The organism is Barnesiella sp. An22 (assembly GCF_963931395.1).
GTDB lineage: Bacteria > Bacteroidota > Bacteroidia > Bacteroidales > Barnesiellaceae > Barnesiella > Barnesiella merdigallinarum.
In genome coordinates this window covers 947,609-971,633 of sequence record NZ_OZ007014.1, presented here as the reverse complement: position 1 = coordinate 971,633, position 24,025 = coordinate 947,609, and the positions used below count along the sequence as shown (strand labels likewise).

Annotated in this window: 30 protein-coding genes; 10 read left to right on the top strand and 20 right to left on the bottom strand. The window is 51.3% G+C overall.

The window, feature by feature from the left end; genetic code table 11:
• The first annotated feature begins 18 nt into the window (after positions 1-18).
• The 5 genes from traN to ABGT88_RS03900 are packed head-to-tail and all read left to right on the top strand — an operon-like array spanning position 19 to position 3,513.
• Positions 19-990, top strand: coding sequence for a conjugative transposon protein TraN (gene traN, locus ABGT88_RS03920; protein ID WP_346700554.1), 972 nt, complete (start codon positions 19-21; stop codon positions 988-990).
• A gap of 2 nt (positions 991-992) precedes the next feature.
• Complete coding sequence (locus ABGT88_RS03915; protein ID WP_346700552.1) at positions 993-1,565, top strand: conjugal transfer protein TraO; 573 nt, start codon at positions 993-995, stop codon at positions 1,563-1,565.
• A 6-nt stretch (positions 1,566-1,571) separates the two neighbouring features.
• Positions 1,572-2,450: a toprim domain-containing protein gene (locus tag ABGT88_RS03910; RefSeq protein WP_346700550.1), complete on the top strand. Its 879-nt coding sequence runs from the start codon at positions 1,572-1,574 to the stop codon at positions 2,448-2,450.
• A 45-nt stretch (positions 2,451-2,495) separates the two neighbouring features.
• On the top strand, positions 2,496-2,987 hold the full coding sequence (locus ABGT88_RS03905) for a DUF3872 domain-containing protein (RefSeq protein WP_346702815.1): 492 nt from the start codon (positions 2,496-2,498) through the stop codon (positions 2,985-2,987).
• A 13-nt stretch (positions 2,988-3,000) separates the two neighbouring features.
• Positions 3,001-3,513 carry a glycoside hydrolase family protein gene (locus ABGT88_RS03900; RefSeq protein ID WP_217304510.1) on the top strand — a complete coding sequence of 171 codons (513 nt, stop codon included), beginning with the start codon at positions 3,001-3,003 and terminating at the stop codon, positions 3,511-3,513.
• A 90-nt stretch (positions 3,514-3,603) separates the two neighbouring features.
• Here the strand turns inward: ABGT88_RS03900 and ABGT88_RS03895 are convergent, their stop codons facing one another.
• Complete coding sequence (locus ABGT88_RS03895; protein ID WP_346700547.1) at positions 3,604-4,527, bottom strand: DUF932 domain-containing protein; 924 nt, start codon at positions 4,525-4,527, stop codon at positions 3,604-3,606.
• 41 nt (positions 4,528-4,568) lie between these two features.
• A complete protein-coding gene (locus ABGT88_RS03890) occupies positions 4,569-4,859 on the bottom strand; it encodes a DUF4120 domain-containing protein (RefSeq protein ID WP_258328191.1) in 291 nt (96 codons plus the stop codon).
• Between the two features lie 332 nt (positions 4,860-5,191).
• Between ABGT88_RS03890 and ABGT88_RS03885 the strand changes: the two genes are divergently transcribed.
• Positions 5,192-5,536 (top strand): hypothetical protein, encoded by a 345-nt coding sequence (locus ABGT88_RS03885; protein WP_346700545.1) that lies wholly within the window; start codon positions 5,192-5,194, stop codon positions 5,534-5,536.
• 63 nt (positions 5,537-5,599) lie between these two features.
• Here ABGT88_RS03885 and ABGT88_RS03880 read toward each other — a convergent pair whose 3' ends face one another.
• The 16 genes from ABGT88_RS03880 to ABGT88_RS03805 form a co-directional block, all read right to left on the bottom strand.
• Positions 5,600-6,313 (bottom strand): hypothetical protein, encoded by a 714-nt coding sequence (locus tag ABGT88_RS03880; protein ID WP_338335946.1) that lies wholly within the window; start codon positions 6,311-6,313, stop codon positions 5,600-5,602.
• Positions 6,314-6,317: 4 nt separating this feature from the next.
• Positions 6,318-6,650: a hypothetical protein gene (locus ABGT88_RS03875; protein WP_346700543.1), complete on the bottom strand. Its 333-nt coding sequence runs from the start codon at positions 6,648-6,650 to the stop codon at positions 6,318-6,320.
• Positions 6,647-7,717, bottom strand: a complete 1,071-nt coding sequence (locus tag ABGT88_RS03870; RefSeq protein ID WP_300131498.1) for an LPD29 domain-containing protein — start codon at positions 7,715-7,717, stop codon at positions 6,647-6,649. Before ABGT88_RS03870 ends, ABGT88_RS03875 begins: the two co-directional genes overlap by 4 nt.
• Positions 7,718-7,728: 11 nt before the next feature.
• Positions 7,729-7,938: a hypothetical protein gene (locus ABGT88_RS03865; RefSeq protein WP_300131501.1), complete on the bottom strand. Its 210-nt coding sequence runs from the start codon at positions 7,936-7,938 to the stop codon at positions 7,729-7,731.
• Between the two features lie 11 nt (positions 7,939-7,949).
• The gene (locus ABGT88_RS03860; protein WP_346700540.1) at positions 7,950-8,546 is read right to left on the bottom strand and encodes a hypothetical protein; all 597 of its coding nucleotides are present in this window, start codon (positions 8,544-8,546) and stop codon (positions 7,950-7,952) included.
• Positions 8,547-8,556: 10 nt separating this feature from the next.
• Positions 8,557-8,787: a hypothetical protein gene (locus ABGT88_RS03855; protein WP_005801758.1), complete on the bottom strand. Its 231-nt coding sequence runs from the start codon at positions 8,785-8,787 to the stop codon at positions 8,557-8,559.
• Positions 8,788-8,800: 13 nt separating this feature from the next.
• Positions 8,801-9,382, bottom strand: coding sequence for a hypothetical protein (locus ABGT88_RS03850; protein WP_346700538.1), 582 nt, complete (start codon positions 9,380-9,382; stop codon positions 8,801-8,803).
• A 39-nt stretch (positions 9,383-9,421) separates the two neighbouring features.
• Positions 9,422-9,910 carry a DUF4313 domain-containing protein gene (locus ABGT88_RS03845; protein WP_055172621.1) on the bottom strand — a complete coding sequence of 163 codons (489 nt, stop codon included), beginning with the start codon at positions 9,908-9,910 and terminating at the stop codon, positions 9,422-9,424.
• A 31-nt stretch (positions 9,911-9,941) separates the two neighbouring features.
• Positions 9,942-10,874 carry a hypothetical protein gene (locus ABGT88_RS03840; protein ID WP_005801755.1) on the bottom strand — a complete coding sequence of 311 codons (933 nt, stop codon included), beginning with the start codon at positions 10,872-10,874 and terminating at the stop codon, positions 9,942-9,944.
• A gap of 84 nt (positions 10,875-10,958) precedes the next feature.
• On the bottom strand, positions 10,959-11,246 hold the full coding sequence (locus tag ABGT88_RS03835; protein ID WP_343020447.1) for a hypothetical protein: 288 nt from the start codon (positions 11,244-11,246) through the stop codon (positions 10,959-10,961).
• A 12-nt stretch (positions 11,247-11,258) separates the two neighbouring features.
• A complete protein-coding gene (locus ABGT88_RS03830; RefSeq protein WP_005801751.1) occupies positions 11,259-11,573 on the bottom strand; it encodes a hypothetical protein in 315 nt (104 codons plus the stop codon).
• Between the two features lie 12 nt (positions 11,574-11,585).
• Positions 11,586-12,077, bottom strand: coding sequence for a hypothetical protein (locus ABGT88_RS03825; RefSeq protein WP_346700535.1), 492 nt, complete (start codon positions 12,075-12,077; stop codon positions 11,586-11,588).
• A 1-nt stretch (position 12,078) separates the two neighbouring features.
• The gene (locus ABGT88_RS03820) at positions 12,079-12,288 is read right to left on the bottom strand and encodes a hypothetical protein (RefSeq protein WP_225226238.1); all 210 of its coding nucleotides are present in this window, start codon (positions 12,286-12,288) and stop codon (positions 12,079-12,081) included.
• 11 nt (positions 12,289-12,299) lie between these two features.
• On the bottom strand, positions 12,300-15,302 hold the full coding sequence (locus ABGT88_RS03815; protein WP_346700533.1) for an N-6 DNA methylase: 3,003 nt from the start codon (positions 15,300-15,302) through the stop codon (positions 12,300-12,302).
• Between the two features lie 80 nt (positions 15,303-15,382).
• Entirely contained in the window at positions 15,383-16,324 is a 942-nt protein-coding gene (locus ABGT88_RS03810; RefSeq protein ID WP_057281942.1) for a hypothetical protein, read from the bottom strand.
• A 12-nt stretch (positions 16,325-16,336) separates the two neighbouring features.
• Positions 16,337-17,167, bottom strand: a complete 831-nt coding sequence (locus ABGT88_RS03805) for a DUF4121 family protein (protein WP_072544942.1) — start codon at positions 17,165-17,167, stop codon at positions 16,337-16,339.
• 568 nt (positions 17,168-17,735) lie between these two features.
• On the opposite strand from ABGT88_RS03805, the gene ABGT88_RS03800 reads away from it, so the two are divergent.
• Positions 17,736-18,449 (top strand): OmpA family protein, encoded by a 714-nt coding sequence (locus tag ABGT88_RS03800; RefSeq protein ID WP_346700530.1) that lies wholly within the window; start codon positions 17,736-17,738, stop codon positions 18,447-18,449.
• 144 nt (positions 18,450-18,593) lie between these two features.
• Positions 18,594-19,139 carry a DJ-1 family glyoxalase III gene (locus ABGT88_RS03795; RefSeq protein ID WP_087408249.1) on the top strand — a complete coding sequence of 182 codons (546 nt, stop codon included), beginning with the start codon at positions 18,594-18,596 and terminating at the stop codon, positions 19,137-19,139.
• Between the two features lie 91 nt (positions 19,140-19,230).
• Here ABGT88_RS03795 and alaS read toward each other — a convergent pair whose 3' ends face one another.
• A complete protein-coding gene (gene alaS / locus ABGT88_RS03790; RefSeq protein WP_346700528.1) occupies positions 19,231-21,849 on the bottom strand; it encodes an alanine--tRNA ligase in 2,619 nt (872 codons plus the stop codon).
• A gap of 217 nt (positions 21,850-22,066) precedes the next feature.
• Between alaS and ABGT88_RS03785 the strand changes: the two genes are divergently transcribed.
• Both ABGT88_RS03785 and ABGT88_RS03780 read left to right on the top strand, forming a co-directional pair.
• On the top strand, positions 22,067-23,038 hold the full coding sequence (locus ABGT88_RS03785) for a M23 family metallopeptidase (RefSeq protein WP_087408251.1): 972 nt from the start codon (positions 22,067-22,069) through the stop codon (positions 23,036-23,038).
• Between the two features lie 16 nt (positions 23,039-23,054).
• A complete protein-coding gene (locus ABGT88_RS03780; RefSeq protein ID WP_087408252.1) occupies positions 23,055-23,393 on the top strand; it encodes a MerR family transcriptional regulator in 339 nt (112 codons plus the stop codon).
• Here the strand turns inward: ABGT88_RS03780 and ABGT88_RS03775 are convergent.
• The gene (locus ABGT88_RS03775) at positions 23,390-23,788 is read right to left on the bottom strand and encodes a hypothetical protein (RefSeq protein WP_298663624.1); all 399 of its coding nucleotides are present in this window, start codon (positions 23,786-23,788) and stop codon (positions 23,390-23,392) included. The genes ABGT88_RS03780 and ABGT88_RS03775 overlap by 4 nt on opposite strands.
• Between the last annotated feature and the right edge of the window lie 237 nt (positions 23,789-24,025).

Below are 24,025 nucleotides of genomic sequence, written 5' to 3'. Positions count from 1 at the left end.
CATTAAAACAGTAAAGACATGAAAAAGATTCTTTTGATGCTTGCCCTCGCAGGCGGCGTTGCAAGTGCACATGCACAGTCGGCTGAAACCGCGGCCGTAAATGATTTGACCCTGAAGGCGGATATCTATCCGCAGCAGGAGGACAGCGACCTCTATCACGGGCTGTCCAGAAAACTCACCTTTGACCGGATGATTCCGCCATACGGGCTGGAAGTGACGTATGACAAGACGACCCATATCATCTTTCCCTCGGCTGTCCGTTATGTGGATCTCGGTTCTCCGAATCTGATTGCGGGTAAGGCGGACGGTTCAGAGAACGTCATCCGTGTCAAGGCTACCAGAAAGAATTTCCGTGAGGAGACCAACATGTCGGTGATTACCGAAAGCGGAAGTTTCTACACCTTCAATGTGAAGTATGCCGACGAGCCCCTGCTGCTCAACATCGAGATGGCCGATTTCATCCATGACGGCAGCGAGGTGAACCGCCCGAACAATGCCCTTGACATCTACCTGAAGGAGCTCGGCAGTGAGTCGCCCAAACTGGTACACCTTATTGCCAAGGCCATCCACAAGGACAACAGACGTCATGTCAAGCATATCGGGAGCAAGGCGTTCGGCATCCAGTACCTGCTGCGCGGGCTCTATACCCACAACGGGCTGCTCTATTTCCACACCCAGGTGAAGAACACGTCGAACGTGCCTTATGAGGTGGATTTCGTGACGTTCAAGATCGTGGACAAGAAGGTCCTCAAGCGCACGGCCATTCAGGAACAGGTGATATTTCCGCTGCGTGCCTACAACTATGCCACGGCTGTTGCCGGAAAGAAGGACGAGCGTACCGTCTTTGTCTTTGACAAGTTCACCATTCCCACCGACAAGATGCTGGTGGTGGAGATGCACGAGAAGAGCGGAGGCCGTCATCAGAGCTTCACCGTGGAGAGTGAGGACATCGTGAGAGCGAGGGTTATCAATGAACTTAAAGTGAAATGACCATGAAGAAGTATCTGTTTCTTTTTGCCGTATGCGTATCGCTTGCCCTGTCATCGGGGCAGGCATACGCCCAGCGTTACCTTCCCGGAATGAAGGGCGTGGAACTCAGGGGAGGCTTTGCCGGAAGCCTGCAATCTCCGGTTGACTGGTACACGGGGTTTGCCGTGTCGGGCTATACGAAAAGGGCCAATCATTGGGTGGCTGGCGTGGAATACCTGCTGAAGAACTACGGCTATCGCGGGACTTCCGTTCCACGGGCCCAGTTTACGGCCGAGGGCGGTTATTACCTGAAGTTCCTGTCCGACCCGGCGAAGATATTCTTCCTCTCTGTCGGCGGTTCCGCCTTGGTGGGATATGAGACATTGAACTGGGGAGAAAAGATTCTGTATGACGGTTCCATGCTTTCCCACCGCGATGCCTTCGTCTATGGCGGAGCCCTGACGCTGGAGCTGGAAAGCTATGTGACGGACCGTATCGTGCTGCTTGCCCATGTGCGTGAACGTGTGCTATGGGGAAGTTCTCTGGGAAAGTTCACGACACAGTTCGGGCTTGGAGTCCGTTTCATCATCAATTAGACGCCTATGGATATAGAGATGATCAGAGGCATTCCCATTGAGGAATTCCTGTCCCGTCTGGGACAGGAGCCGGTCAGACGGCACGGCGACGAATGCTGGTATCTCTCCCCGTGCCGTGAGGAAAGGACACCTTCGTTCCATGTGAACACCCGCAAGGGTGTGTGGCACGACTTCGGTACCGGGCATGGAGGCGACATCTTCACCCTTGCCGGGGAACTTTCAGGAAGTGACGGCTTCATGGCACAGGCAAGGTTTATCGCCGGAGTATATGGAGGCACAATACCTGAATATGCCGGACAGAAAAAAGGAAATAAAGGTATCAGGGCAGAAAAGCGGAAAGAGGCTTCCCGCTTTGAGGAAGTGGTACGGAGTCCCTTGTACTGCAATGTCCTGCTCGGTTATCTGAAGGGACGCGGCATTCCTGCCGAAATTGCCCGCGCAGAGTGCGAGGAAGTACGGTTCCGGCTGTACGGCAAGCGGTATTTTGCCGTAGGCTTCAGGAATATGAGCGGAGGCTATGAGCTACGGAGCAGGTTCATGAAATGGTGTCTGCCGCCCAAGGATATTTCCGTTATCCGCAACGGCTCGCTTACCTGCAACCTGTTTGAGGGTTTCATCGATTTCCTTTCGTGGAAGGTACTCGGCATCAGCCGCGGTGAGGACTATCTGGTCCTCAATTCGGTGGCCCTGCTTGAACGCTCGTTCCCTTATCTGGACCATTACGGGAAAATCCGGTGCTACCTGGACAATGACGATGCCGGAAAAAGGACACTGGCCGTCCTTCGGAAACGCTACGGTGACAGGATTGACGATTGTTCCGACCTGTATGCCGGATGCAAGGACCTGAACGAATATCTGGAAAGCAATTTTCCGCCTGAACAGTAATTTTTTTATAAACCGTTAAAACAAGAAATGAATATGAAACCGATTATGAACAAGAAAGGGCTGTTTGCCCTTGTATGCGCCCTGATGGGCATGACCTTCACTATATTGACCTCGTGCAGCGATGACCTTGACGTGCAGCAGTCCTATCCCTTTAAGGTGGAGACGATGCCGGTTCCCAAGCGTATCGTGAAAGGCGAGACCGTGGAAATCCGCTGTGAACTGAAACGGGAAGGACGGTTCTCCGACGCCCGCTATACCATCCGCTATTTCCAGCCGGACGGCGAAGGCAAGCTGCGCATGGACGACGGGATGGTGCTGCTGCCCAACGACCGTTATCCCCTGGACAGGGAAGTGTTCCGCCTTTATTACACCTCCGAGTGTGAGGACCAGCAGAGCATCGACATCTATTTTGAGGACAACAGCGAGCCGGCACAGCTTTTCCAGCTGACCTTCGATTTCAACAATGAGACGGAGGATGAGGATACCGTGGTTACCTCCGGCGGTAAGGAACAGCCTGTCGTCATCGTATCACAATGAACCTGACCTGCCTATGGGAATAAGAGCAAAATTGTTTGCGGCGTTTTTCGCCATCGCCTGCTTCGGGAGCATACCGTTGCGGGCGGAGAATCCGGTAAGGGAGAAACAGGACAGGTTCAGTCTTGCGGTCGAGTGTATCAAGCGGTTCGAGGGTTGGCATGGAGAAAAAAGACACTGGCCTTATGTCGGGTACGGGCATAAGGTCCTTCCCGGGGAAAGGCTGACCAATGACATTACTAAAGAACAGGGGGATTCAATTCTGAGAGCGGATTTACGTAAGCTGTGCCGTATGTTCAGTTATCTGGGACGTGATTCATTGATCGCCGCTGTTTTGAGCTATAATGTGGGGGCATACCGTCTGAAAGGTTACGGCAAAATGCCCAAAAGCAAATTGTTGAAGAAGCTGGAGACCGGAGACCGGAATATCTATAAGGAGTATGTTTCCTTCCGGTGTTATAAAGGCAAGGTAGTACCGAGCATTGAACGGAGAAGGAAGGTGGAATATATGCTGCTCTTTGAAGAGTAAAAGAAAAGGGAGAATCTGACGGCATATTACCGTCAGATTCTCCCTTTCTTACATCTTGTTTTTCTAAATAGCAGTTGCGATTAGTTTGAGTTAACTTACCAGAACGGCATCCTGTATTTCCACCTCTGCGGGCAGACGGGAAAGCAGGAGTTCCGCCATGGCTCCGTTCTGCGGAATCAGTGCCGGGAAATCTGTTCTGCCCGGTTTATATATCTCAGTCGCTACGCTATACAAGTCCCAAGCGGTGATCTGTCCCTTTTCGCGGGCCAGTTTCAGCACCTCTTCCGTGAAGATGGAAATCTGGCTCTGGTTCAGCGGGTAGGTTTCAACCGAGGATGACAGGTTCCTGTCCGAACTGTCATGGGAGACACGCAACGCTGTCAGCAGACCGATATACATATACACTTCTTCCAGTGAGACGATTCTGCGTTTCAGCCGCTGAATGCGTGCAATGTCCTCGTTCATGTTCACTTCGAAATTGGCCAGCCATCCGTCCACCGTCTCGAATACACCTTCCGTTGTCACCTTGTTCTTTCCGTAGTTGCAGATGCTTCTTTCCGGTGAGAGGATACACTGGTTATGGCATACTTTCACGCACGGGCCTATGGCTGCCTGTATGCCGTCCTGATGGTAGGCGACGACCAGCGTAGTCGTCAGCTCGTCCGTTTCCCAGTCCTTGATCCGGATGGTAGCGAAGATACGTCGGAGAATGTGAGCTTCCACAGCCTTTTCGCCGTGTGTCTGTTCCACCTGTGGGAGAATGCTCACTCCCGGTTGTGTCTTGTTCCTATTCTGGGCCGCGAAGATTTCCTCTACCTCGTAATCGAGATTATACTTCTCGCAAATGTCCATCATACGCTGCAGGACCTGGTAATGATAGATGCCCTGGACAGGCTTGCCATAGATATCATTCTCCTTGTAGGTACGTTGAAGAGTCTCGAAATTCATTACTTCGATTCCGTTGTTCTGAAAATCAAACTGCTGTTGCTTTTCCAATACTGCCAATGCTTCCATAATCTTGAATTTTATAAAGTTAATACTATGATTGTCTGTTTTTAAGTATGTATCTGCCATCCGTGGAACGGTTGCAGTGTTACAGCGAAAGAGCGGTCCGGTATGCCGTGATAGAGCAGCCCGCCTACAATGCCGATGCTTCCGTCGGGATAGCGTTGTGTGAAACCGAACGAATACGGAGCATGGTCATAATAGAGTGAGATTTCGCTTGGATGGTTAGGATCGTCTTCCCAGCTCTTCAGTCGGTCCAGACAGTTCTGGAGAGAGGTGTCGCCAATGGATTCGGCATAGCGTTTTACATTCTGGAAATGTTCTTCATTCAGGATTTTCATGACTCATTGTATTTTATCTGTTAAACACGTCCGGCTCCGGGAACCGGTATTTTTTATTTCTCGCCTGCCTGACTGTCCCGTGGCCGTACCTGCAAGGTTTGGCGAAAGAAAATACCGCAGCCTTGGCGAGGATGATTTTCTTTCAGCCAACCCCGCAGGGGCCTGACCTTGTCCGGGTACATTGGACACGGGACTACCTTTGCAGGGAGGGAAATAAAATATACAAGGGGTATTTGCTGTAGTTTTCCGTACATGTTATGGTGATATTCTCTCTGATTTGTTCGTCATTGCCGGAGGAATGGTGTACTTTTGCAAATCCTAATTTGAAAATCATGGAAGATTATATAAAGAAAGCTGCGGATGCTTTCCTTGTGGAGCGCCCGTATGGTATGCGTGTGGATTACCGTAAAGGAGGATACGTGCTGTTCAACCGTAACCTTAATGTGTTGGGCAATGGGGAACATGCCCGCCTGGAGGAACTGCCTCTGGAGGAGTTTGATGTGGACGAGATTCCCCTGGAAGGTGAAATCATAAAGGAACATGCGGGTTTTACCGACGTATTTTTCTATTCGGACTGTACCAATCCCTATGCAGGGTATGTGCTGGATCTGAAGAAGCTCAAGGTCTATAACCAGTTTATCTATCCCTTGGCGATGATACTGAACAGGAAGCTGTAAATCCTGATATGTCTTGATAATAGCGGTAACAGTTGCATAGGATGGCTGTTACCGCTTTGGATTTTATTGGCTGATTTCATCTTCGGCAAGGAATGCAAGATAGTCTGTTACAGCCTTATGACATCCGGTAAAGTCGGGAGTACGGCGGCCTTTGTATTTTCTGAAACTGACGGTTCCGTTCCGGTCGATTGCTGTTACATGTCGGTTGAATGTCCCTTTGGTTCTGATATGGATGTCAAAGCCGTCCCTTCCTGTGATTTCAAGAAACATTTCTGCCGTTATTTTCTCACCGTTCAGGAATTTCCGTTTGTTTTCGTCGAGTTGTTGATGCCATCGGGATTCTTTCTCTTTTTTTTCCTGTTCTTCTTTTCTTTTCCGTTCCAGACGCTTTTCTTCCTGCCTTTTTGCATACGTCTCACGGGCCTGTACCAAGGGAGTGGAGTCAAGACCGAGGGCATTGAATACATGGACAGACAAGAGGGGGATGATTTTTCCATCCTCCGCATCCTTCAGGATGTTTTCAATCCAGTTCTTGCAATAGGCTGCCGCTTCTTCCCGGTGACCCTCCTTGTCAAGGATTCTGCGTGAATACTGTCCGCAGGAAAAATGGATATCACCTATCTTGCAGATTACATGGAAACTGTCTTCACTTTCGTTTCCGTATTCGTTTTTTCTTGCCAGCGAGATGAATACATTCTCCGCATACGGTTCAAGTTCCATGTATGGGGCAACGATGGTGTTGCCGTCAAACTTGTATTTCAATACTTTTGCTTTCATATTTCTATTCTGTTTTTCTGTCGGTACATATTTCATCTATTATCTCTTTCTCTTTTCTCTCACCTTTGAGGAAGGCAAGCAGCCGTCCGAAAAAGAACGGGGCTTGGTCTGTCCCCAGCTGTGAGCTTTCCCCGTTACGGGTGGCGCATATTGCAAACCGTCCCAGTCCGAGACTGTCCTGTGGCGGTACGATATGGAATGACAGATCTTCCGTACCGTTGATATGAACCCCGCCACGGTAGGTGTAGAAAGCCTTTGCGGCTCTACTGTCCGTATCAATGTCCACCCGGCTGTAGCCGCGGCGTTTCAGTTCTCTGATGATTTCCCTGTTTGTCATAATTGTATCTGTCTGATTGGATTTGAAATGTCCGGGTGTATGCTTCCCGTATTTGAGGATACGCCGTGTTCTGACATCCACTTCCGGTATGCCGTGGCATATTCCTGCCTTTCCCGTTCCAGACTGCTTTCCGTTTCCGGAGTATATCCGAGCAGACGTATGTATCCGCCGTTGCAGCCTGTCAGTTCGCAGCGCATTCCGGCTGCCTCCAGTTTTCCGATGCGTTTCTGTGCCGTCTTCGCACTAGAATATTCCTTGGGCCAGAAATAATGTTCTCCCTGTGAGCCGTAAAAGTCTTCTCCGAGTATCATTTCTCCGATATGTCTCCGGCTCTCGATGAAGCCGAAACGGGCCTTGCCCAGTGCCTGGCGCATTGCCTTGTGTGCCGATCCTTCGGGATGGCGGAACACTTCAGGACTGTCTTTTCCCGTAATCTTCGGCAGTTCCATCCGGTACGGCTGTCTGTAGCTGCCGATTCCGAGCGTAAGGTAGAAGTTGGTGTGGAAATAGTCCGTCATAGGGTCGCTTTCATCGAAATTGTATGACATCACAAAATCCCTGACGTTTGTCATCACCTCCTTGGCCCGGTCTGTCAGACTGTCCGATGCCTGGATGTTGTAGTGGTTGATGTCTCCCTGTACCTTGCCGGATTCTTTTGTAAAAGCCTCGAAGTCCGCTTTCATCAGCCGGACAAGGATTGAGCTGTATCCGTCCCTGCGGACCGAGAAGGTGTATCTCGGATAGGTCTCCTTGAGCCATGCCCTGACCAGTTCCGTGATTTCCGGCGAGGACTGTCCGGTATAGTTACGCCCTTTCCAGCGGTATTCATTGTACACGTACTCGGTGTATTCCCTTGCGGTGGCATCCTGATAGTCGTGTTCATACCCTGTAGCGGCAGAGGAGACACCAGGCCGGTCTTTCCATATCTCGAAAAGTTTCTCAAACTCGGTGTTCAGCTTTTGCATGAGGACAGTGTCACCACCCTTGTCGGGGTGGTGAAGCATTGCCAGTCGGCGGTATTCCTTCTTCAGGTCCGCCAGTGAGTGTATGTTCTGAAAATAAGTCATGATCGTAGATGTTAAAGTCCCGCGAGACGGTTGATGAAATATATCTGCCAGTCCTGGTCGAGTCCGAGGTTGCTGCACGCGATCTCGAAGTCTTCGCTTCTCAGGTCGTTGTCCTCCTGAAGTTCCTGCAGGTTCCTTATCTCGTCGTCCAGGTATTCCTGTGCCTCTTCCTTGCCGCAACTGCATGAGTTGCAGATCAGGTCAATGATGTTCCGTGTCATATCCGTTGCCTTTAGTTGTTTGTCAGGTATATGTCCCGTTTCCCGTCATAGCTTTTGCCGTTCCACCACTCATCGGCGGCATCGGCGAATGTCTGCCCGGAATCGTCTGAAGGGAAGTCGGACGCCTTGAGTCCGGTCAGGTATTCAAGAGCTTCGGTATTGTTGGACTTCCACCATTCCTGCATCTTTTCAAGAAAGGATTGTCTGGAGCAGGTCTCCACATTGTCCGCGCACCGGGAGCACCAGATGTCGTCGTCCACATCACTGTGGTATTCGTTCGTGTTGACGTCCACCCATGCCTGTATCTCAATCTCTGCAGAACCGCAGTCGCTGCATACCCGAATTCTTGAATCGTCAGGGAGCTTGCGTCTGGCCTTGCCGTCATATAGACTGACGGCCCGTTCCACCAGTTTTTCCCGGTAATGGTCCGTCAGTTCCGCATAGAACCGTTCAGCGGCTCCGAATATTCCCTTGTCCGTCATCAGAGACCATTTTTCCCAAAAGTGTGGGTGCATTTCCTTGAATACTGTCCTGCACTCTTCCTCGCACCAGGCATTCCACATGTAATAGAAGAAGCTGGAGACTGCATTTTCCGCTTGATATTTCATAATGTTGTTTTTATTTAAGGTTATACATCCTTGCAAAATAGCTGTTCACTTCAGGGATCCTTTTCTTGTAATAGGGCTGGTTGTCCCTGCACCAGTCCGCCAGTTCCTGTTTGTTCCTGAAAGGTTCCCTCCAGCTTTGCCCGCTCATGATCATTTCCACCTGCGGGGCCAATTCCCTGATGAACGCTCCGACAGTCCATCCTTCCCAGACGTATCTGTCCATATTGATTTTTGTTGCCATATTGTCTTTCGTTTCAAGAGTTTCCTTTTGTATTTTCAAGTTGAAGCCTTACTGCTTCGTACATTTGATTAAGCCAATCAATGTTGCTGGCTCCGAGTTCGAAAGGACTCTGACAGAAAACCTCTTCCATACTGTCCTTTATTGTTGCCAACACGGTAATGTGCTTGTCAGTAACCTCAATTCCTGTAATATAACACTCGTATGGTTCTGCATTATCGTCAAACCAGATGATCCATACAGGGTCTTCTTCGTTGTCGGTAAACGTGATTTTTTTCAGGCCGTGCGCATCGAGCAGTTGCCTGATGGCTTCGATTATGTCCTTTCTCAGTTCTTCAATCCTGTCTCTGAAACACATGGCCGTGTATCTTACCTTGCCTTTATTGTTCCGTTCCCTGACAGAGAGGATCTGCATGTCGGGGTGAGAGCCGAAATTCCAGTCTGTCACCTCGTCATCATCGCAGGTAGTGTGGATGTTTCCGCCCAATACCAGACCGCAGTCTTCCGTTACAATTCTTTCCGCCTCGTCGCGGTCTTCCGCCACGACCTTGTAGGTACCCTCGAAAGTGTACCTTACTCTTACATCGTACTTTGCCATAATTCCTATGATTTGGTTAATGATTTCTATTGTTGATTCTTATTCTTGGTTCTCGAACGATTCCGGTGACAACCGGTACAGTTCAGCAAGGTTCAGTTTTGCCATCGGGTATTCCACCCATCCGCTTTTGCGTCTGTATCCCGTATCTTCTGCAAGGCTGTTCCTTATGAGGAATTCCATCGCTTCCGGATTGTTGTTTATGTCAATGAATGCCTGGTCGGGAATCCCGAATGCCGGGGAGTCTTCCAGATTGACGGTAAGTACCGTGTATAGTTCCCCGTTGTCCGGTGATTCCAGACTCAGAACCGGCCATCCGTTCGGGTAGAAGCCGGTGACAAGCCTGAATTCCTTTTCATGGTACCGGAATGTCCTTTCAGACCGGTTTTTCCCGGATTCCTGAATTTTGAAGTCGTCTTCTCCTTCAGTGAATGTCCTCACCGGGCAGGACACATCGTAATGGCAGCCGTCTTCGTGTCCGCACAGGTATTCTTTTCCCTTGAATAGGATGATTGCATATTTCTTTTCCATGATTTGATATCTTTAAGTGACCATACTTGATTTATGAAGCGACAAGACCTATCTTTTCTCCGAAGAAGGAATCGCATACCCCGTACACATGCTTGATGGAGCATTCATATTTTGAGTTCTCGCTGTCAAGACGGAAGCGGAATCCGTGATAGTCCCTGACTTCCAGTTTCAGTCTGACATCTTTCAGGAGTTCCATTTCCAGGAGACTTCCACCGCCGTACATGGAGCTGAAGATGCCGCAGCAGTTGCCTTTGGGAATAATGACTTCCCCAAGCGAGAATCCGGCATCATAAAGTTCCTGCAGGCTTACCTTGCCGATATAGGTCAGCAGGTTGGCACCGCAGCAGGAGTTGATGAGTTCATGGTAGAACTGTTCATAGGATACCTGTTCCTTGCCGTCCCTGTATTTTTTGTCGGGGAACCGGCCATATACCGTGTAGCCTTTCTCCACCAGCATTTTCTTCACTTTGGCTGGATTGAGGTTCAGCGCGTCTATCATATCCCCGAAATAGGATTCCTTGTACCGGTATCCTTCCTGCGATTCCAGCCAGTTGGAATTGATGCAGTCGTAGTTTGACAGCATCTCGACACGCACGGGGATGTCATCCGTGTTTTTGAGAAGTTCTTTCAGCGTGTCAGAGTCGTTTCTGTCATAGATTTCTTCCCTGATTTCGTCTTCGTGTTCTTGAAAGAACTTGTCCACTTCCTCTTCCCCGAAATCATGGAAACGGATACATTCATCCTTCAGCTTTGAGACGATTTCACGGACAGCTTCCCATTCGGCGTCACCGTACCATTCGTCCACTTTCTCCCACAGACTTTCACAGCTCCTTTCTTCCAGACACTTCTGGATGGTGTCACGGCAGTTGTCGAGATTGTCGTTGTAGTCCACCCATACCAGCGTGTAGGACTTGTCCATGAGCGATTTCACGAATTCCATTGTCAGTCTTTCCTGTTCTTCCATTTCTGTTACCTGTGTACGGCAGGATTCTGTTTCCCGTACATGTCGTTTATAAATGAGAAGAGCGACCTTTCGGCCGCTCCCTTGTCATTCGTTCTCTTCCTTGAGCCTTTCATATTTCTCTGTTTCCATTTCCGTTTTGCCGTCGAAGTGGAAATGTGCCATATGACCGTATCCGGTTTTAGGCTCACCGCCGCATTTGTGCAGTGCGGTGTCTATTTCCCAGTCGGTATCACCGATGCCGAGGGATATGTATGTCCCTCTGAGCATACACCCGGCCAGTCTCAGTGCGGCATCCTTCCTTTTTTCCCGGCGGAGCCTGTCAAATGCCGCGAGCGCGATTTCCCGGTTGAGTATTTTTACCGTAGTTTCCATATCGTTTCATTTTCAGTTTGCCGTTTCCTTGTCTTTCCCGCTGTCTTTTGCTGCCAGGACACCGAAAGGCAGATCGAGTATCCTGTGGTTAAAACATAGCGTTGAATTGTAGTCCGTGCGTTGCCAGAGGGTAAAATGGTCTCCGGCGAACGACCATCTGAAATAGCCTGACAGTGAGCCGAACTGCGGATTGACATTCCTGCTTATGAGGAAGCGGTTCACGTCCACGATGTGTCCCGCCGTCAGTAGTATGTTCAGTATTTCCACGAATGCCAGCTGCGAGTATGGGTCGATAGGCATTACAGGTCCTTTGAAGTTGATTTCCATATCTTTTGTCTTTTAGTCATAATTGTCATCAAATATTTCGTAACGGAATGGAAGCATGTCGCAGTAGTAGCTTGATACGCCCGTGTATATCAGGGCATCTTCTCCCGTGTCCGCGTCTTCTTCCGTTTCCGTGACGGTATCCCCGTACAGGTCATGGTAGTGTGATACCATCATGTGCGGGTCATCCGTGGTGATGTCATATCCGTAACTTCTGCTCCAGCTTATGAAAAACTCCGTTTCTTCCTCTTCGAGCCTTTCAAGGGCATCCCTGATCTCGAAGAAGTTGGGACAGAGCCATTCACGACTGACCAGTGTGTCCGGAATGTTTTCCCATTTCGGATACCGGTATTCCGGTTCCTTTTCCCCGGGAAACAGGTCGGAACAGGCACTCAGGAACTCGCCCATGTCGCTGTAGCCGGACAGGTGCAGCCAGTAGTCCCTGTAATCCTTTATGTCAATGAGATGCTGTGTGGTCACGGCAATCTCTGCATTGTTCAGATCCATATTACTTGTCTTTTATGTATGTGGATGCCGGGGATTCCATTCCACCGACCTCGACAAGGTGCCGTGTCCCGGCTGTGCAGGGTTTTTCGGGAAAATACCGCAGCTCCGCGAGGATGATTTTCCTGAAAACCGCCTGCGGCCTGACCTTGCTCAGCCGATGGGGACGCGGCTTACCTTTGTCGGTGGGAATGGAACTCCCGGTCTTCTTCATACGGTTCATATTTATTCTGTTATGCGCTGGCTTCCCCAGCTGATGTGTATTTTGCCTTCACTGTCCTGCGTGCGGATGAGCAGGCTGTCGATGACAGACATTGTGATGTCGAACTCCTCGAAGATTTCTGACTGTTCCTTGACCTCACCGGTCTTGATGAATTCGTTCAGACGCTCCTTGGTCAGTACCAGTGCCATCAGGTTCTGTTCGACCGAATCTTCGTAGGTGACGTAGTGGACATCCTTCATTTCTTTGGAATCGAGACGGATGAAACGGAAGTAGAACTGTTCCATACGGGGGATGTTCCACTGCAGGGATTCCAGTATCACGTCGTTGCAGGTAGGTATGTTCACGGAGCTGCTTAGGCTCTGCTGTGTGCATATCAGGATGCCGTTGATAGTGGAGTCGAATTCGGTCACGATGCTCTGCCGTTTCTTGAAGGCTACATCTCCCTTGACCACAAATACAGGTCTGTCGGGAAAATGTTCCCGGATATAGCTCTCGTAGAGGTCGAAGGCCGCCAATGTGGTACATCCGATGGCAACCTTACCCGGTATTGTCCTTATGAGCCTTTCAATATAGCGGGTCTTGGAAGGATAACTGTCACCGTAGTATCCCTCTATCAGGTGAGGTACCGAACAGGCTTTGATAAGCAGCTTGATCTGCCTCATGAGTCTCAGTCCTGCATCCTTTTTCGTGTCTCCCGTGCTGTTGTAGTACAGCTCACAGATGCGGCAGAATTCCTCGATGATGACACGGTATACCTCGTGTTCTCCTTCCGAGGGACGGACGGTATGTGTCCGTATCCGGTATTTCTCTCCTGCGAAGTCCCTGAATTTACGCGTGATGACCGTCTTGCCGATAAGTTCGGAGAGTTCGTCCTTGTTGTACACGTCCTGGTTCTGTTTCTCGATGCCGAATACAGTGGCTTTCCCCGGACAGTGGCAGGCACGGAAAAGGACATGCCCCCTGAAGGCGGGGAACGGTGTTCCGTAATCCGGGTTGTTCTCTTCCTCTATCTCGTGGTCCCTGTTTTCGTGGTAGACCTGCGGGCTCCAGCATATCATGTTTACGGAGTTGTTGTAGAGTAGTTCGAACTGGCTGTACAGTTCCGCGATGTTGTTGCGGGTGGTTGTTCCCGTGTCGAGGATCTTGTACCTGAGCCTCCTGAATATGCGCAGGATGTTTCTTGTACGCTGCGATGTGGGATTGGTGATTTCGTCCGACTCGTCGAAGACAAGGCACAGCTTGCCGGAAGTGCGTTTCACGAAACGCATCAGTCCTCTTTTCAGTTTCCGGAGCATGGAGGTGGAGACGACAAGGAATGTCCCTTCCGGTATGTTGTTGAGGTCGCCGGCGGTCTGTATTGTACGGAAGCGTTCCTTGTTTATGGTAAGGAACGGTATCCAGGTCATGTTGGTGGCGATGGCCGGGGCAAGTATGATGACGTTCTTTGCCTTTCTGAACTTGAGCAGGTATTTCGCCCTGTGATAGACGGCGGCAGTCTTGCCTGAACCCTGCTGCCAGTTCAGCAGGGCGTAGCGTTTCTGCAACACGAGGTTCAGGTCGTGTTTCTGCAAGTCCGTGAATTCGCAGACTTCACCGTCCTTGTTGATGAATGTGGTGCGGTCCAGGTATTCCTTCAGGCCGGCATCTTCCCGCATTTCCACAAACTGGAGATTCTGGGTCTCGTATTGCCTCTGTTTGCGCCGTATCAGTTTACTGGCGGCACGGATCTGCCGCATGTTCTTTTCTGTGACGTTTTCCGGCATCGGGAGTTCGGCCCTTCCGAGTATGAGGTCGTTGATGCCTGCGGCCTTGTGCGTGACCTTGTCAAGCAGACGCGGGGCATATTGCTTCAGCTTGAAGCCATAGGATGTCTTCACCAATGCCACTTCCTTGCGCGGCACCACGTTCTGCGAGGTGATGTACCTGCGGATGATGCCGAGAACCTTGCCGGTGGTCAGCTTCTTGCGTTCCCATTCCTTTATCTGTTCCCGGGTGGCATTTTCCGGCGGTTTCTGGTTGCGGAATTTGGACACCAGCGCCTCCGCCTTTTCGACATGCCTGTTCAGCACGGCATGGGCTTTCAGCTCATACATGTATTTGGCGAGCCTGTACTCGAACTGTTCCAGCTCTTCTTTGTCTATATGGTTGCACTCCCGCATCAGCTGGAGGCGCAGCCGGTGTTTCATTTTCCGCACTTCGGCTATGCGTTTCTTCAGCTCATCCATGCTGACAAACTCTTCCGCGTTGTACGGCTGCATTTCAATATGGAGGGAACGGCGGAGGAATACCATGATTTTTGTTGCGAAATTCTGCACGCCCACCGTAGAGAAGGCTGAATGTTCCAGCCTGGTCTGGCCGATGAAGGAGAAATTCGAGTTGATTTTCGCCACGCGTGTCTTTTCCCAGAACTCGTTCTGCATGAAGGAGAGAGGGACGATGACCATCAGGATTCCGGCAGGGTTGAGCACGTCATAGGCCTTGTCCATGTAGAATTCCTGCGACAGCCTGTAATCAAATTTCAGGTTGAAGGGCGGATTTCCGACAATGATGTCGAAACGCTGTTCGGGATTGTACAGCTGTATGTCGCATTTCTCGATATGAGCTTCCGGGTAGAGGTATCTGGCAACGGCCACCGCCTTGCCGTCAATGTCGAATCCGTAGGCATTGTGCAGGTTGGGCAGATGGTTGAAGAAGTTGCCCATGCCGCAGCACATGTCAAGTACCATTTCCGCCGATGTCGGAGAAAGGGTCTCCACCATGCTCCGGCATATGTCGTGCGGGGTGAAGAACTGTCCCATCTCGAATTCCTTCTTGGCCTCGGCGTATTCATGGTAGCTGGTGAAATCCGACTGCCTGAGGTTGTGCAGTCCTCCGATTCCCGTGTAGCAGTTGTAGATGCTTTCCTTCGGAACGAGGTCCTTGCCGGAGTCTATGGCGAAAAGGATTTTCTCGTTGATCTCGGCACGCCTGTCCTGAGGAATCTGTTGGGGTATGATGGCATACATGTCTTTTCTTTTTTAATGGTTGGAAACGAAGACACCCCGCAAGGATGTCTTACGGGGTGTCTGAATAAGTATTTCATGAATCACTCTTCTCTGAGTGTGATTTCATCCAGCCGCAGCCTTCTGTAGCAGTTCTCTGCGGCCTGGCTGTCCTTGAAGCGTACGTCGATGCGTCCGTTCTTGTAGAACTTGATCTGTTCTGCGTTGCTCAGGGTGAGGTTGTACCATTCGGTTATATCCACATCGCGTCTGTCAAGGCCGATGACCATACCGCTTGAACCGTTTATCACGTCATCTGCTCCGTATGCGATACCTTCGCAGAAAATGTCCACTTTCCTTCCGCAGTCATACGAGAACTCATATTCCCGGTGGTATTCCAGATGGATGCTGTCCCAGGATACGATGTCAGGGAAAGTTATCTTGTCCTTTTTCAGTTCGGGCTTCACCTTGCTCCAGCGGGAAGGCTGTACCGTTTTCAGGAAACGGGCCAGCAGTTCTTCCTCTGCGGTCTCACGGAAACTTTTTCCGCCGAGGTGTTCAATGACCATGTCCACGTAAGTCTGGTAGACCGGACGGAATCCCATGCGCATGGCCTTCTCGTCGATTACAGGAATGGGGACATCTACATTGTAGGTCCTGTTGAAATAGGAAATGATGCGACTCGCGAAATTCGCGTTGGCATTGCAGTTGTTGTCCGCAAGCTCGTTGATGAGGTCAAACGGTTTGAATTCGTTGTGGGTATAGTCATCCTCCCCGCTGTTGTTGAAATAGAAATTCCGTATGGAGACCTTACCGTTATTCTCATACTTGAAACTCTTGATTTCCCGATACCGTTCCGCTTCTTCCTTGAAGATGTCATACCATCGGTCGATACGGTCAAGTGTCCTGTAGAGCTGGTCCTGCTGTAGCTGGCAATACTGCCGGTCCTGTTCTGTAATTTTGTCCTCGTTCCTTACTTGCACGTTCAGGATACCTGTAAGCAGGTCAGTGTGGCTGCCTGCTGTTCTTGTTGCTGTTGTCTGCATAACTGTATTGTTTTAGAGATTGTCAATTTCGGGTTTGATACGGTAACAGTAGGTGATGTGGCTGTCCATGTCCTTGACCAGCTTGACCTGTTCGGGATGGAAGTTGAGACGCCGTTCCATGGCCGGGGCATCTATCTTGTCCCATTCGTGCTGCGGCAGGAACCGGTTTTCATGTCGGAAACACCAGAGTACGATCTGGTTTTCCCAGTTGCCCTTGAACACAGTCCCTTCATAGTCCTTCAGGAACTGCCGGAAGTTCTCTTCGGTCCTGAAAGCTATGTCGTAGCCCTGGTACAGGTTGCGTGCGTCCGGACCCGTGTCCTTGGTCAAATAATATTGTCTCCATGTTTCCGTGGTGAAATCACCGTAGAGCGGATCAGGTTCGGAATAGGACCATAACGGTACTTTTGCCGTGAATGTGACGGCACCGTTGGCACACGCTCCGCAGTTTCCCCAGTCCTTGAATGCACCTTCCGTCCATCTGACGAATTTCAATTGCTTGGGGTCAATATGGTGGAAGGCCCCTCCGCTGACGCTCAGCCGGATATTGGCGTCCTGCTCCCATACAAAGGGAATATAAGGTTCTTCACAGATGGAAATCCGACCGCTCTCTTCATCATTGTTTTCAATAAGGGCATTGCCGTAATATTTCCCGTATCTGTCCACATAGATGAGTCTGTCACCTATCTGTGGAGTCTTTTCCGAGCGTGTCCTTTCTATCAGTTCCACATAGCCGTTGGCCATATCCACGTCCTGCTGTGTCAGCCAGTGTTCATGATCGTACAGAATGTTCAGTGGTTTGAGTGTTTCCACCGTGTACTTGTTCTTTGTTGCCTGTAACATAACATTTGATTTTTTGTTAGTCCGGCTTCTGGGGCCGGAGTTCCCATAACTACAGGCCTAAAAAGGTCGTGTTCCGTACATGCAAGGCTTCGGGAAAAAATACCGCAAGCCCTCCGGGGCGAGGATGATTTTTTCCACGAACCCGAAGGGCTTGGCCTTGCTTGTACGGGAAGAACACGAATTACCTTTGCCTGTGGTTATGGGGACTCGGCTACGGTATGCTCGTTTTTCCCGATATGTTTTTATTCCGTAAGATTGCAGCCGTTTATATGGCCTTTTCAGAAAGAAATGTTATCTTTGCAAGTGAGATAAAGAGTTATTTGAAAGCATGAGAAATATGGCGGTTCGGAACAGTCCGGCTTTTTCTTATCCATTGCCCGTTCTCGTGCGAGTTTTATCCAATCTGTTGATAGTCAAATAAAACCTACCTGATTACAACAAATATATTTAAATTTTCCAAAATCTGCCGAAAGCAAACAATTTTCTCCCTCATTTATTATAATTATTATCAAATACCATATCGTTTTTTTTCTTACTTTTGTGAAGCAAATTCTAAAACCCAAATGATATGAAATCTATTAAAGTTCTGTCTTGTATTCTGATAGCCGGTATGCTGTTTACAGGTTGTAACATGTCAAATACCGGCAAAGGAGCCCTCATCGGAGGCGGTAGCGGTGCTGCCGTAGGTGCCGGATTGGGTGCCATCTTCGGAAAAGGCAAAGGTGCTGCCATCGGTGCCGCCGTAGGTGCTGCCGTAGGTACGACCGCCGGAGCCCTTATCGGTAAAAAAATGGATAAGGCTGCCGAACAAGCCAAACAGGTAGAAGGCGCACAGGTCGAGCAGGTAACCGACAATAACGGTCTGCAGGCTGTAAAGGTAACCTTCGACTCGGGTATCCTCTTCTCGACAAGCAGCTCTACCCTCAGCGCATCGGCCCAAGCCGCTCTGAGCAAGTTTGCCAACAACGTGCTGAACCAGAACCGCGACATGGATGTCGCCATCTATGGATATACCGACAATCAAGGCTGGAAAAACTCGACGGCCGAGCAAAGCTACCAGAAGAACCTGAACCTGTCGCAAGAGCGCGCACAGAGCGTAGCCAGCTACCTGCTGGGTTGCGGTGTGTCGTCGATACAAATCAAGACCGTCGAGGGCATGGGCGAGGCTAACCCCGTTGCCGACAACTCGACCGCTGCCGGCCGCCAGGAGAACCGCCGGGTAGAAGTATACCTCTACGCCAGCCAGCAGATGATTCAGCAGGCCGAAGCCGGAACGCTTTAAGCCGCACCTCTCACAGCACGAACCCGGCCCTCGAAAGCCGGGGCTTGTTTGCCCCACAGCATCGGCCATACCTACCGACGGGATGGCCAACAGGGTCTTGTGAGCCTCTATAAACCTATATTGACAATAAAAAAAATCGAAATAATGAAAACTGTTTATTTATTTCTCGCTACAGGATTTGAAGAAATGGAAGCCCTCACGGTTGTAGACATGCTGCGTCGTGCCGGAATCGACATCACCACGGTTTCCATCTCGCGCAATCTTCAAGTCGAGGGATCGCATGGAGTTACCGTAACCGCCGACTGTACCTGGGTAGAGCTGTCGGCCGATGATGTAGAATGGCTTGTCCTGCCCGGTGGAATGCCCGGCACCAAACACTTGAGCGAATGCAAGCCCCTCGTGTCGCTGCTGCAACGCCAGGCTGCCGCCAACAAACACATTGCCGCCATCTGTGCAGCCCCCTCGGTATTGGGTCAGGCCGGACTGCTCAACGGCTACAAAGCCACCTGCTACCCCGGTTTCGAACAATTCCTTACGGGTGCCACCGTCACCGGCGAACTCGTAACCATCGACCGCAACATCATCACGGGCAAGGGCCCGGCTGCTGCCATCCCCTTCGCTACGGCCATCATCGCCCAAATTGCCGGCGAAGAGAAGGCCAAGGAGGTGAGAGCTGCCATGCTGTTGTAATCGGCAGAAATAAATCACTGCATAAAAAAACTCCGGTTCTCGAAAGAACCGGAGTTTTTTTATATCGCGCGAATCGCAGGTTGCGGGAGATTTAACCCACAACCAGCGAAACCATCTTTTCCAACGCATCGGACAGGTGCTCGGCATTCTTACCGCCGGCCTGTGCGAAGTAAGGCTGTCCGCCACCGCCACCCTGTATCAGTTTGGCAGCTTCGCGCACGATAGCCGACGCATTCTTGCCATCGGCCACCACGTCGTTGCTAAACATCACCGTCAACAACGGTTTGTCGTTGTCCTTGGTAGCAGCTACAAAAGCCAATCCCTCGGCCACCTCGTTGCGCAGCATGAAGGCGATGCCCTTCACGACATCGGCAGGCATAGGCCCGATGAAACGAATCAGCTTCATACCGTTGACATTCTCGGCCGTCTTGAGCATGCGCTCCTTCATATCTGCCATTTTCTCCTTCACATACTCCTCGGTCTGCTTGCGCAACTCGGTATTCTCATCGATAGCCTTGTGGATAGCCTGTATCAGGTTGGGAGCATTGTTGAAGAGAGTCGCTATCTCCTTGAGCGAATCCTGCAACGAGTAGATTGTCTCCTCTACACGGGCTCCCGTGATGGCCTCGATACGGCGGATACCGGCCGCAATCGAGCTCTCGGATACAATCTTGATCATACCGATGTTACCGGTATTGGCCACGTGGGTACCACCACACAGCTCAACCGACGAACCGAAGCGGATTACTCGCACCTCTTCGCCGTACTTCTCGCCGAAGAGAGCCATGGCTCCCATGGCCTTGGCCTCGGCAATAGGCACGTTGCGGCGCTCGTCCAGCGGAATGGCTTCGCGCACCTTGCGGTTGGCCAAAATCTCTACCTGGCGCAACTCCTCGTCGGTCACCTTCTTGAAGTGCGAGAAGTCGAAGCGCAGCGACTGGGGCGATACATACGAACCTTTTTGCTCGACATGCGTACCCAGCACCTCGCGCAGGGCCTCGTGCAGCAAGTGAGTGGCCGTGTGGTTGCAGGCCGTAGCCTGGCGGGCCTCCTTGTCGACAACGGCATGGAACTGAGCCGTCACCTCCTCGGGCATGTGCTCGGTAATGTGTATACCCAGGTTGTTTTCCCGTTTCGTCTGCAGAATCTCTACCGTCTCGTTGGCCGAAATCAGTTTGCCGGTATCGCCTACCTGGCCACCCATCTCGGCATAGAAGGGGGTGCGGTCGAGCACAATCTGGTAATATTCCTTGTTTTTCTGTTTTACCTTACGGTAGCGCAGGATGCGGCAGTCGCACTCCAGCATGTCGTAGCCCACAAACTCGGGCTCGCCCTCGCGCAGCACTACCCAGTCGCTCGTCTCTACGGCAGCGGCGTTGCGGGCACGCTCTTTCTGCTGCTGCATCTGGGCGTTGAATCCGTCGAGGTCTACCCCCATGCCCTTCTCCTTGAGGATGAGCTCGGTCAGGTCGATGGGGAATCCGTAGGTATCGTAGAGGGTAAAGGCATCTACCCCGCTTATCTCGTTCTTGCCGGCAGCCTTGGCATCGGCTACCACCTTGTCGAGCAGCTTGATACCGGTCTCGAGCGTACGCAAGAAGGCATCTTCCTCCTCCTTGATTACCTTGCCGATGAGCATCTTCTGCTCCTTCAGTTCGGGATAGGCATCGCCCATCGTCTCGATGAGAATATCGAGCAGCTTGTAGAGGAAGGCCTGTTTCTGACCCAGGAAGGTGTAACCGTAACGCACGGCCCGGCGCAAGATACGGCGGATTACATAGCCGGCCTTGGCATTCGAAGGCAACTGTCCGTCGGTAATCGAGAAGGCGATGGTGCGGATGTGGTCGGCAATCACACGCATGGCGATGTCGACCTTGGGGTCTTCGCCGTAGGTCTTGCCGCAGAGGCGGCCAATCTCCTTGATGATGGGCTGGAACACGTCGGTATCGTAGTTCGAGGTCTTGCCCTGCAAAGCCATACAGAGGCGTTCGAAACCCATACCCGTATCGATTACCCGGGCAGGCAGCGGCTCGAGCGAACCGTCGGCCTTGCGGTTGTATTGCATGAACACGAGGTTCCAGATCTCGATTACCTGCGGGTGGCTCTGGTTCACGAGCGTGAGGCCATCGACCTCGGCCCGCTCGGCATCGCTACGCAGGTCGATATGAATTTCGGAGCAGGGACCGCAGGGACCCGTATCGCCCATTTCCCAGAAGTTGTCGTGACGGTTACCGTTGATAATGTGTTCCTTGGGCAGATGAGCCTCCCAGTACGAGGCAGCCTCGTTGTCGCGCTCGAGCCCTTCGGGAGCATAGCCCTCGAACACCGTAGCATACAAGCGGTCGGGATCGATTTTGAGCACATCGACCAGATATTCCCAGGCCCAGTTGATGGCCTCTTTCTTGAAGTAGTCGCCAAACGACCAGTTGCCCAGCATCTCGAACATGGTATGGTGATAGGTATCGAGACCCACCTCTTCCAAATCGTTGTGCTTGCCGCTCACGCGCAGGCACTTCTGTGAATCCGCGACTCTCTTGTATTTGGCAGGAACATTGCCCAGGATAATATCCTTGAACTGGTTCATGCCCGCATTGGTAAACATCAATGTAGGGTCGTCTTTAATGACCATAGGAGCCGACGGCACAATCTGGTGGCCTCGTTCCCTAAAAAAATCCTTAAACGATTCACGAATCTCTTTTGCTGTAAGCATAACAATCTAATTAAATTAAGTTCTTACGACGCTCCCGCTCCGTTACCGAAGCCGAAATCGCCTGTCTGGTATCTTAATATTACCAAAAACAATTTGCAAAAATAGCTCAATTTATTATTTTTGTGACCATGTGCAGATAAAAAAATGTTCAACAACATCTTTTTTTTGACGATTTACCCCGACGGGTGCCGATAGGACCGGCCTGTTAGTTATATCCATGAGTAAAAAGGTTTTCTACATATACAACCCCAAGACACTGACCTACGAACGGGTGTACCCCTCCCTGCGCCAACGTATCGCCGTGGTGCTGCGCCACCTGCTCGTCGGGGGAGTCATCAGTATCGCACTCGTGGCCGGCCTCTACTTTTGGCTGGGCTCGCCCAAAGAGGAGATTCTCAAGCTCGAAAACGAGCAGATGAAGACTCAATACAAACTCCTCTCCAAACGGGTAGATGCGGCACTGGCCGTGATGAGCGACCTGCAACAGCGCGACGACAACATGTACCGCGTGGTGCTGCAAGCCGAGCCCGTGAATGCCGAGGTGCGCGACAACGGCATCTACAACCCCAGCCGGTATGCCGACCTGCTGAAGATGAGCGATGCCCAGCTGGTTGTATCGACCAGCCAGAAGGTCGACAACCTCACCCGCCAGGTCTATGTGCAATGCAACTCGATGAACGAACTCGTGAAGCTGGCTCAGGGACAGGAGGAGCGCATCAAGCACCTGCCCGCCATACAGCCGGTAGCCAACAAAGACCTCAAGCGCACCGCCTCGGGCTACGGCTATCGGGTCGACCCGGTATACAAGACCACCAAGTTTCACGAAGGCATGGACTTCTCGGCCAACATAGGAACCCCCGTCTACGCCACCGGCAACGGCAAGGTGATCGAGACCGGCTGGCAACAGGGCTATGGCAATACGGTCGTCATCGACCACGGCTACGACTACAAGACCCGCTACGCCCACCTGAACAAGATTCTGGTACGACAAGGTCAAACGGTCGTTCGCGGCGAAGAGATTGCCGAGGTGGGCAACACCGGCAAATCGACCGGGCCTCACCTCCACTACGAGGTATTGTATAAGGGGAAGGCTCAGAACCCCATCAACTACTATTTCTTCGACCTATCGCCCGAAGACTACGACCGCATGATTCAACTGGCCGAAAATCAGGGCCGTGTCATGGACTAACCTAATACGCTATCGCATGAAAGAGACAGATCCCGAAAAACAAAAGCTCTATTACACCATCGGCGAGGTTTCCGAAATGCTCGATGTGAACCCCTCGCTCCTCCGTTTCTGGGAGTCGGAGTTCAAAACCATCAAGCCCAAACGCTCACCCAAGGGCACCCGATACTATTCGCAAAAAGACATCGAGGAGATCAAACTCATCCACTACCTGCTCAAAGAGCGCAAGCTGAAAATCGAAGGGGCCAGGCAAATCCTCAAAAACAAACGCGAAAGCGTGACCCGCACCCAGCAGGTGGTCGAGCGACTCAAAGCCTTGCGCAACGAACTTGCCGACATGATTGCCGACATGGATTAGCGGCGGGAGTGCCACCGCATCCAGAGACGGGGCAACACATAGAGACTCAACAGAAATCCCAGCAGGGCTCCGCAACTGTTGGCGGCAAAGTCGAGCCAGTCGGCACTACGGCCCAGCCCCATCGCCCCTTGCAACAGCTCCATCACACCACCCCACATGACGGCCACAACCATCCACCCGAGACGGCCTCGTACCGACGGGCGCCCCACCCGATACAAATCGTAGCTACCCACCACGACCAAAGCCAGATACATGCAGCCATGCACTACCTTGTCGGCCCCCTCGAAGAGGTGCAGCCCCTGGGTATGCACCGGGTCTTGAGCCAACGACAGATAGGTAATGGCCACCAACACGACGATTGTGGGGACAAAAGCCCCGCGCTTGAATAGTTGCATAGATCTCGTTTTTCGTTTTTCCATATAACACCTGTGAGCCGGGAATATCTCAAACCCTCGGGCCGAAGTAGCCGGCGCGGCAACAAAGTTAACACTTGCTCCCGGTAAAACCAAATACCTCCGTTGCGGCTTGTCTGCCTCAAAGCCATGCGACTCGGTGCAGCCTCGAAGACTACACTTTTATACCAAAATCGTTAAATCTCCTTTTTATCATTACTTTTGCAGTCGAATAGATTA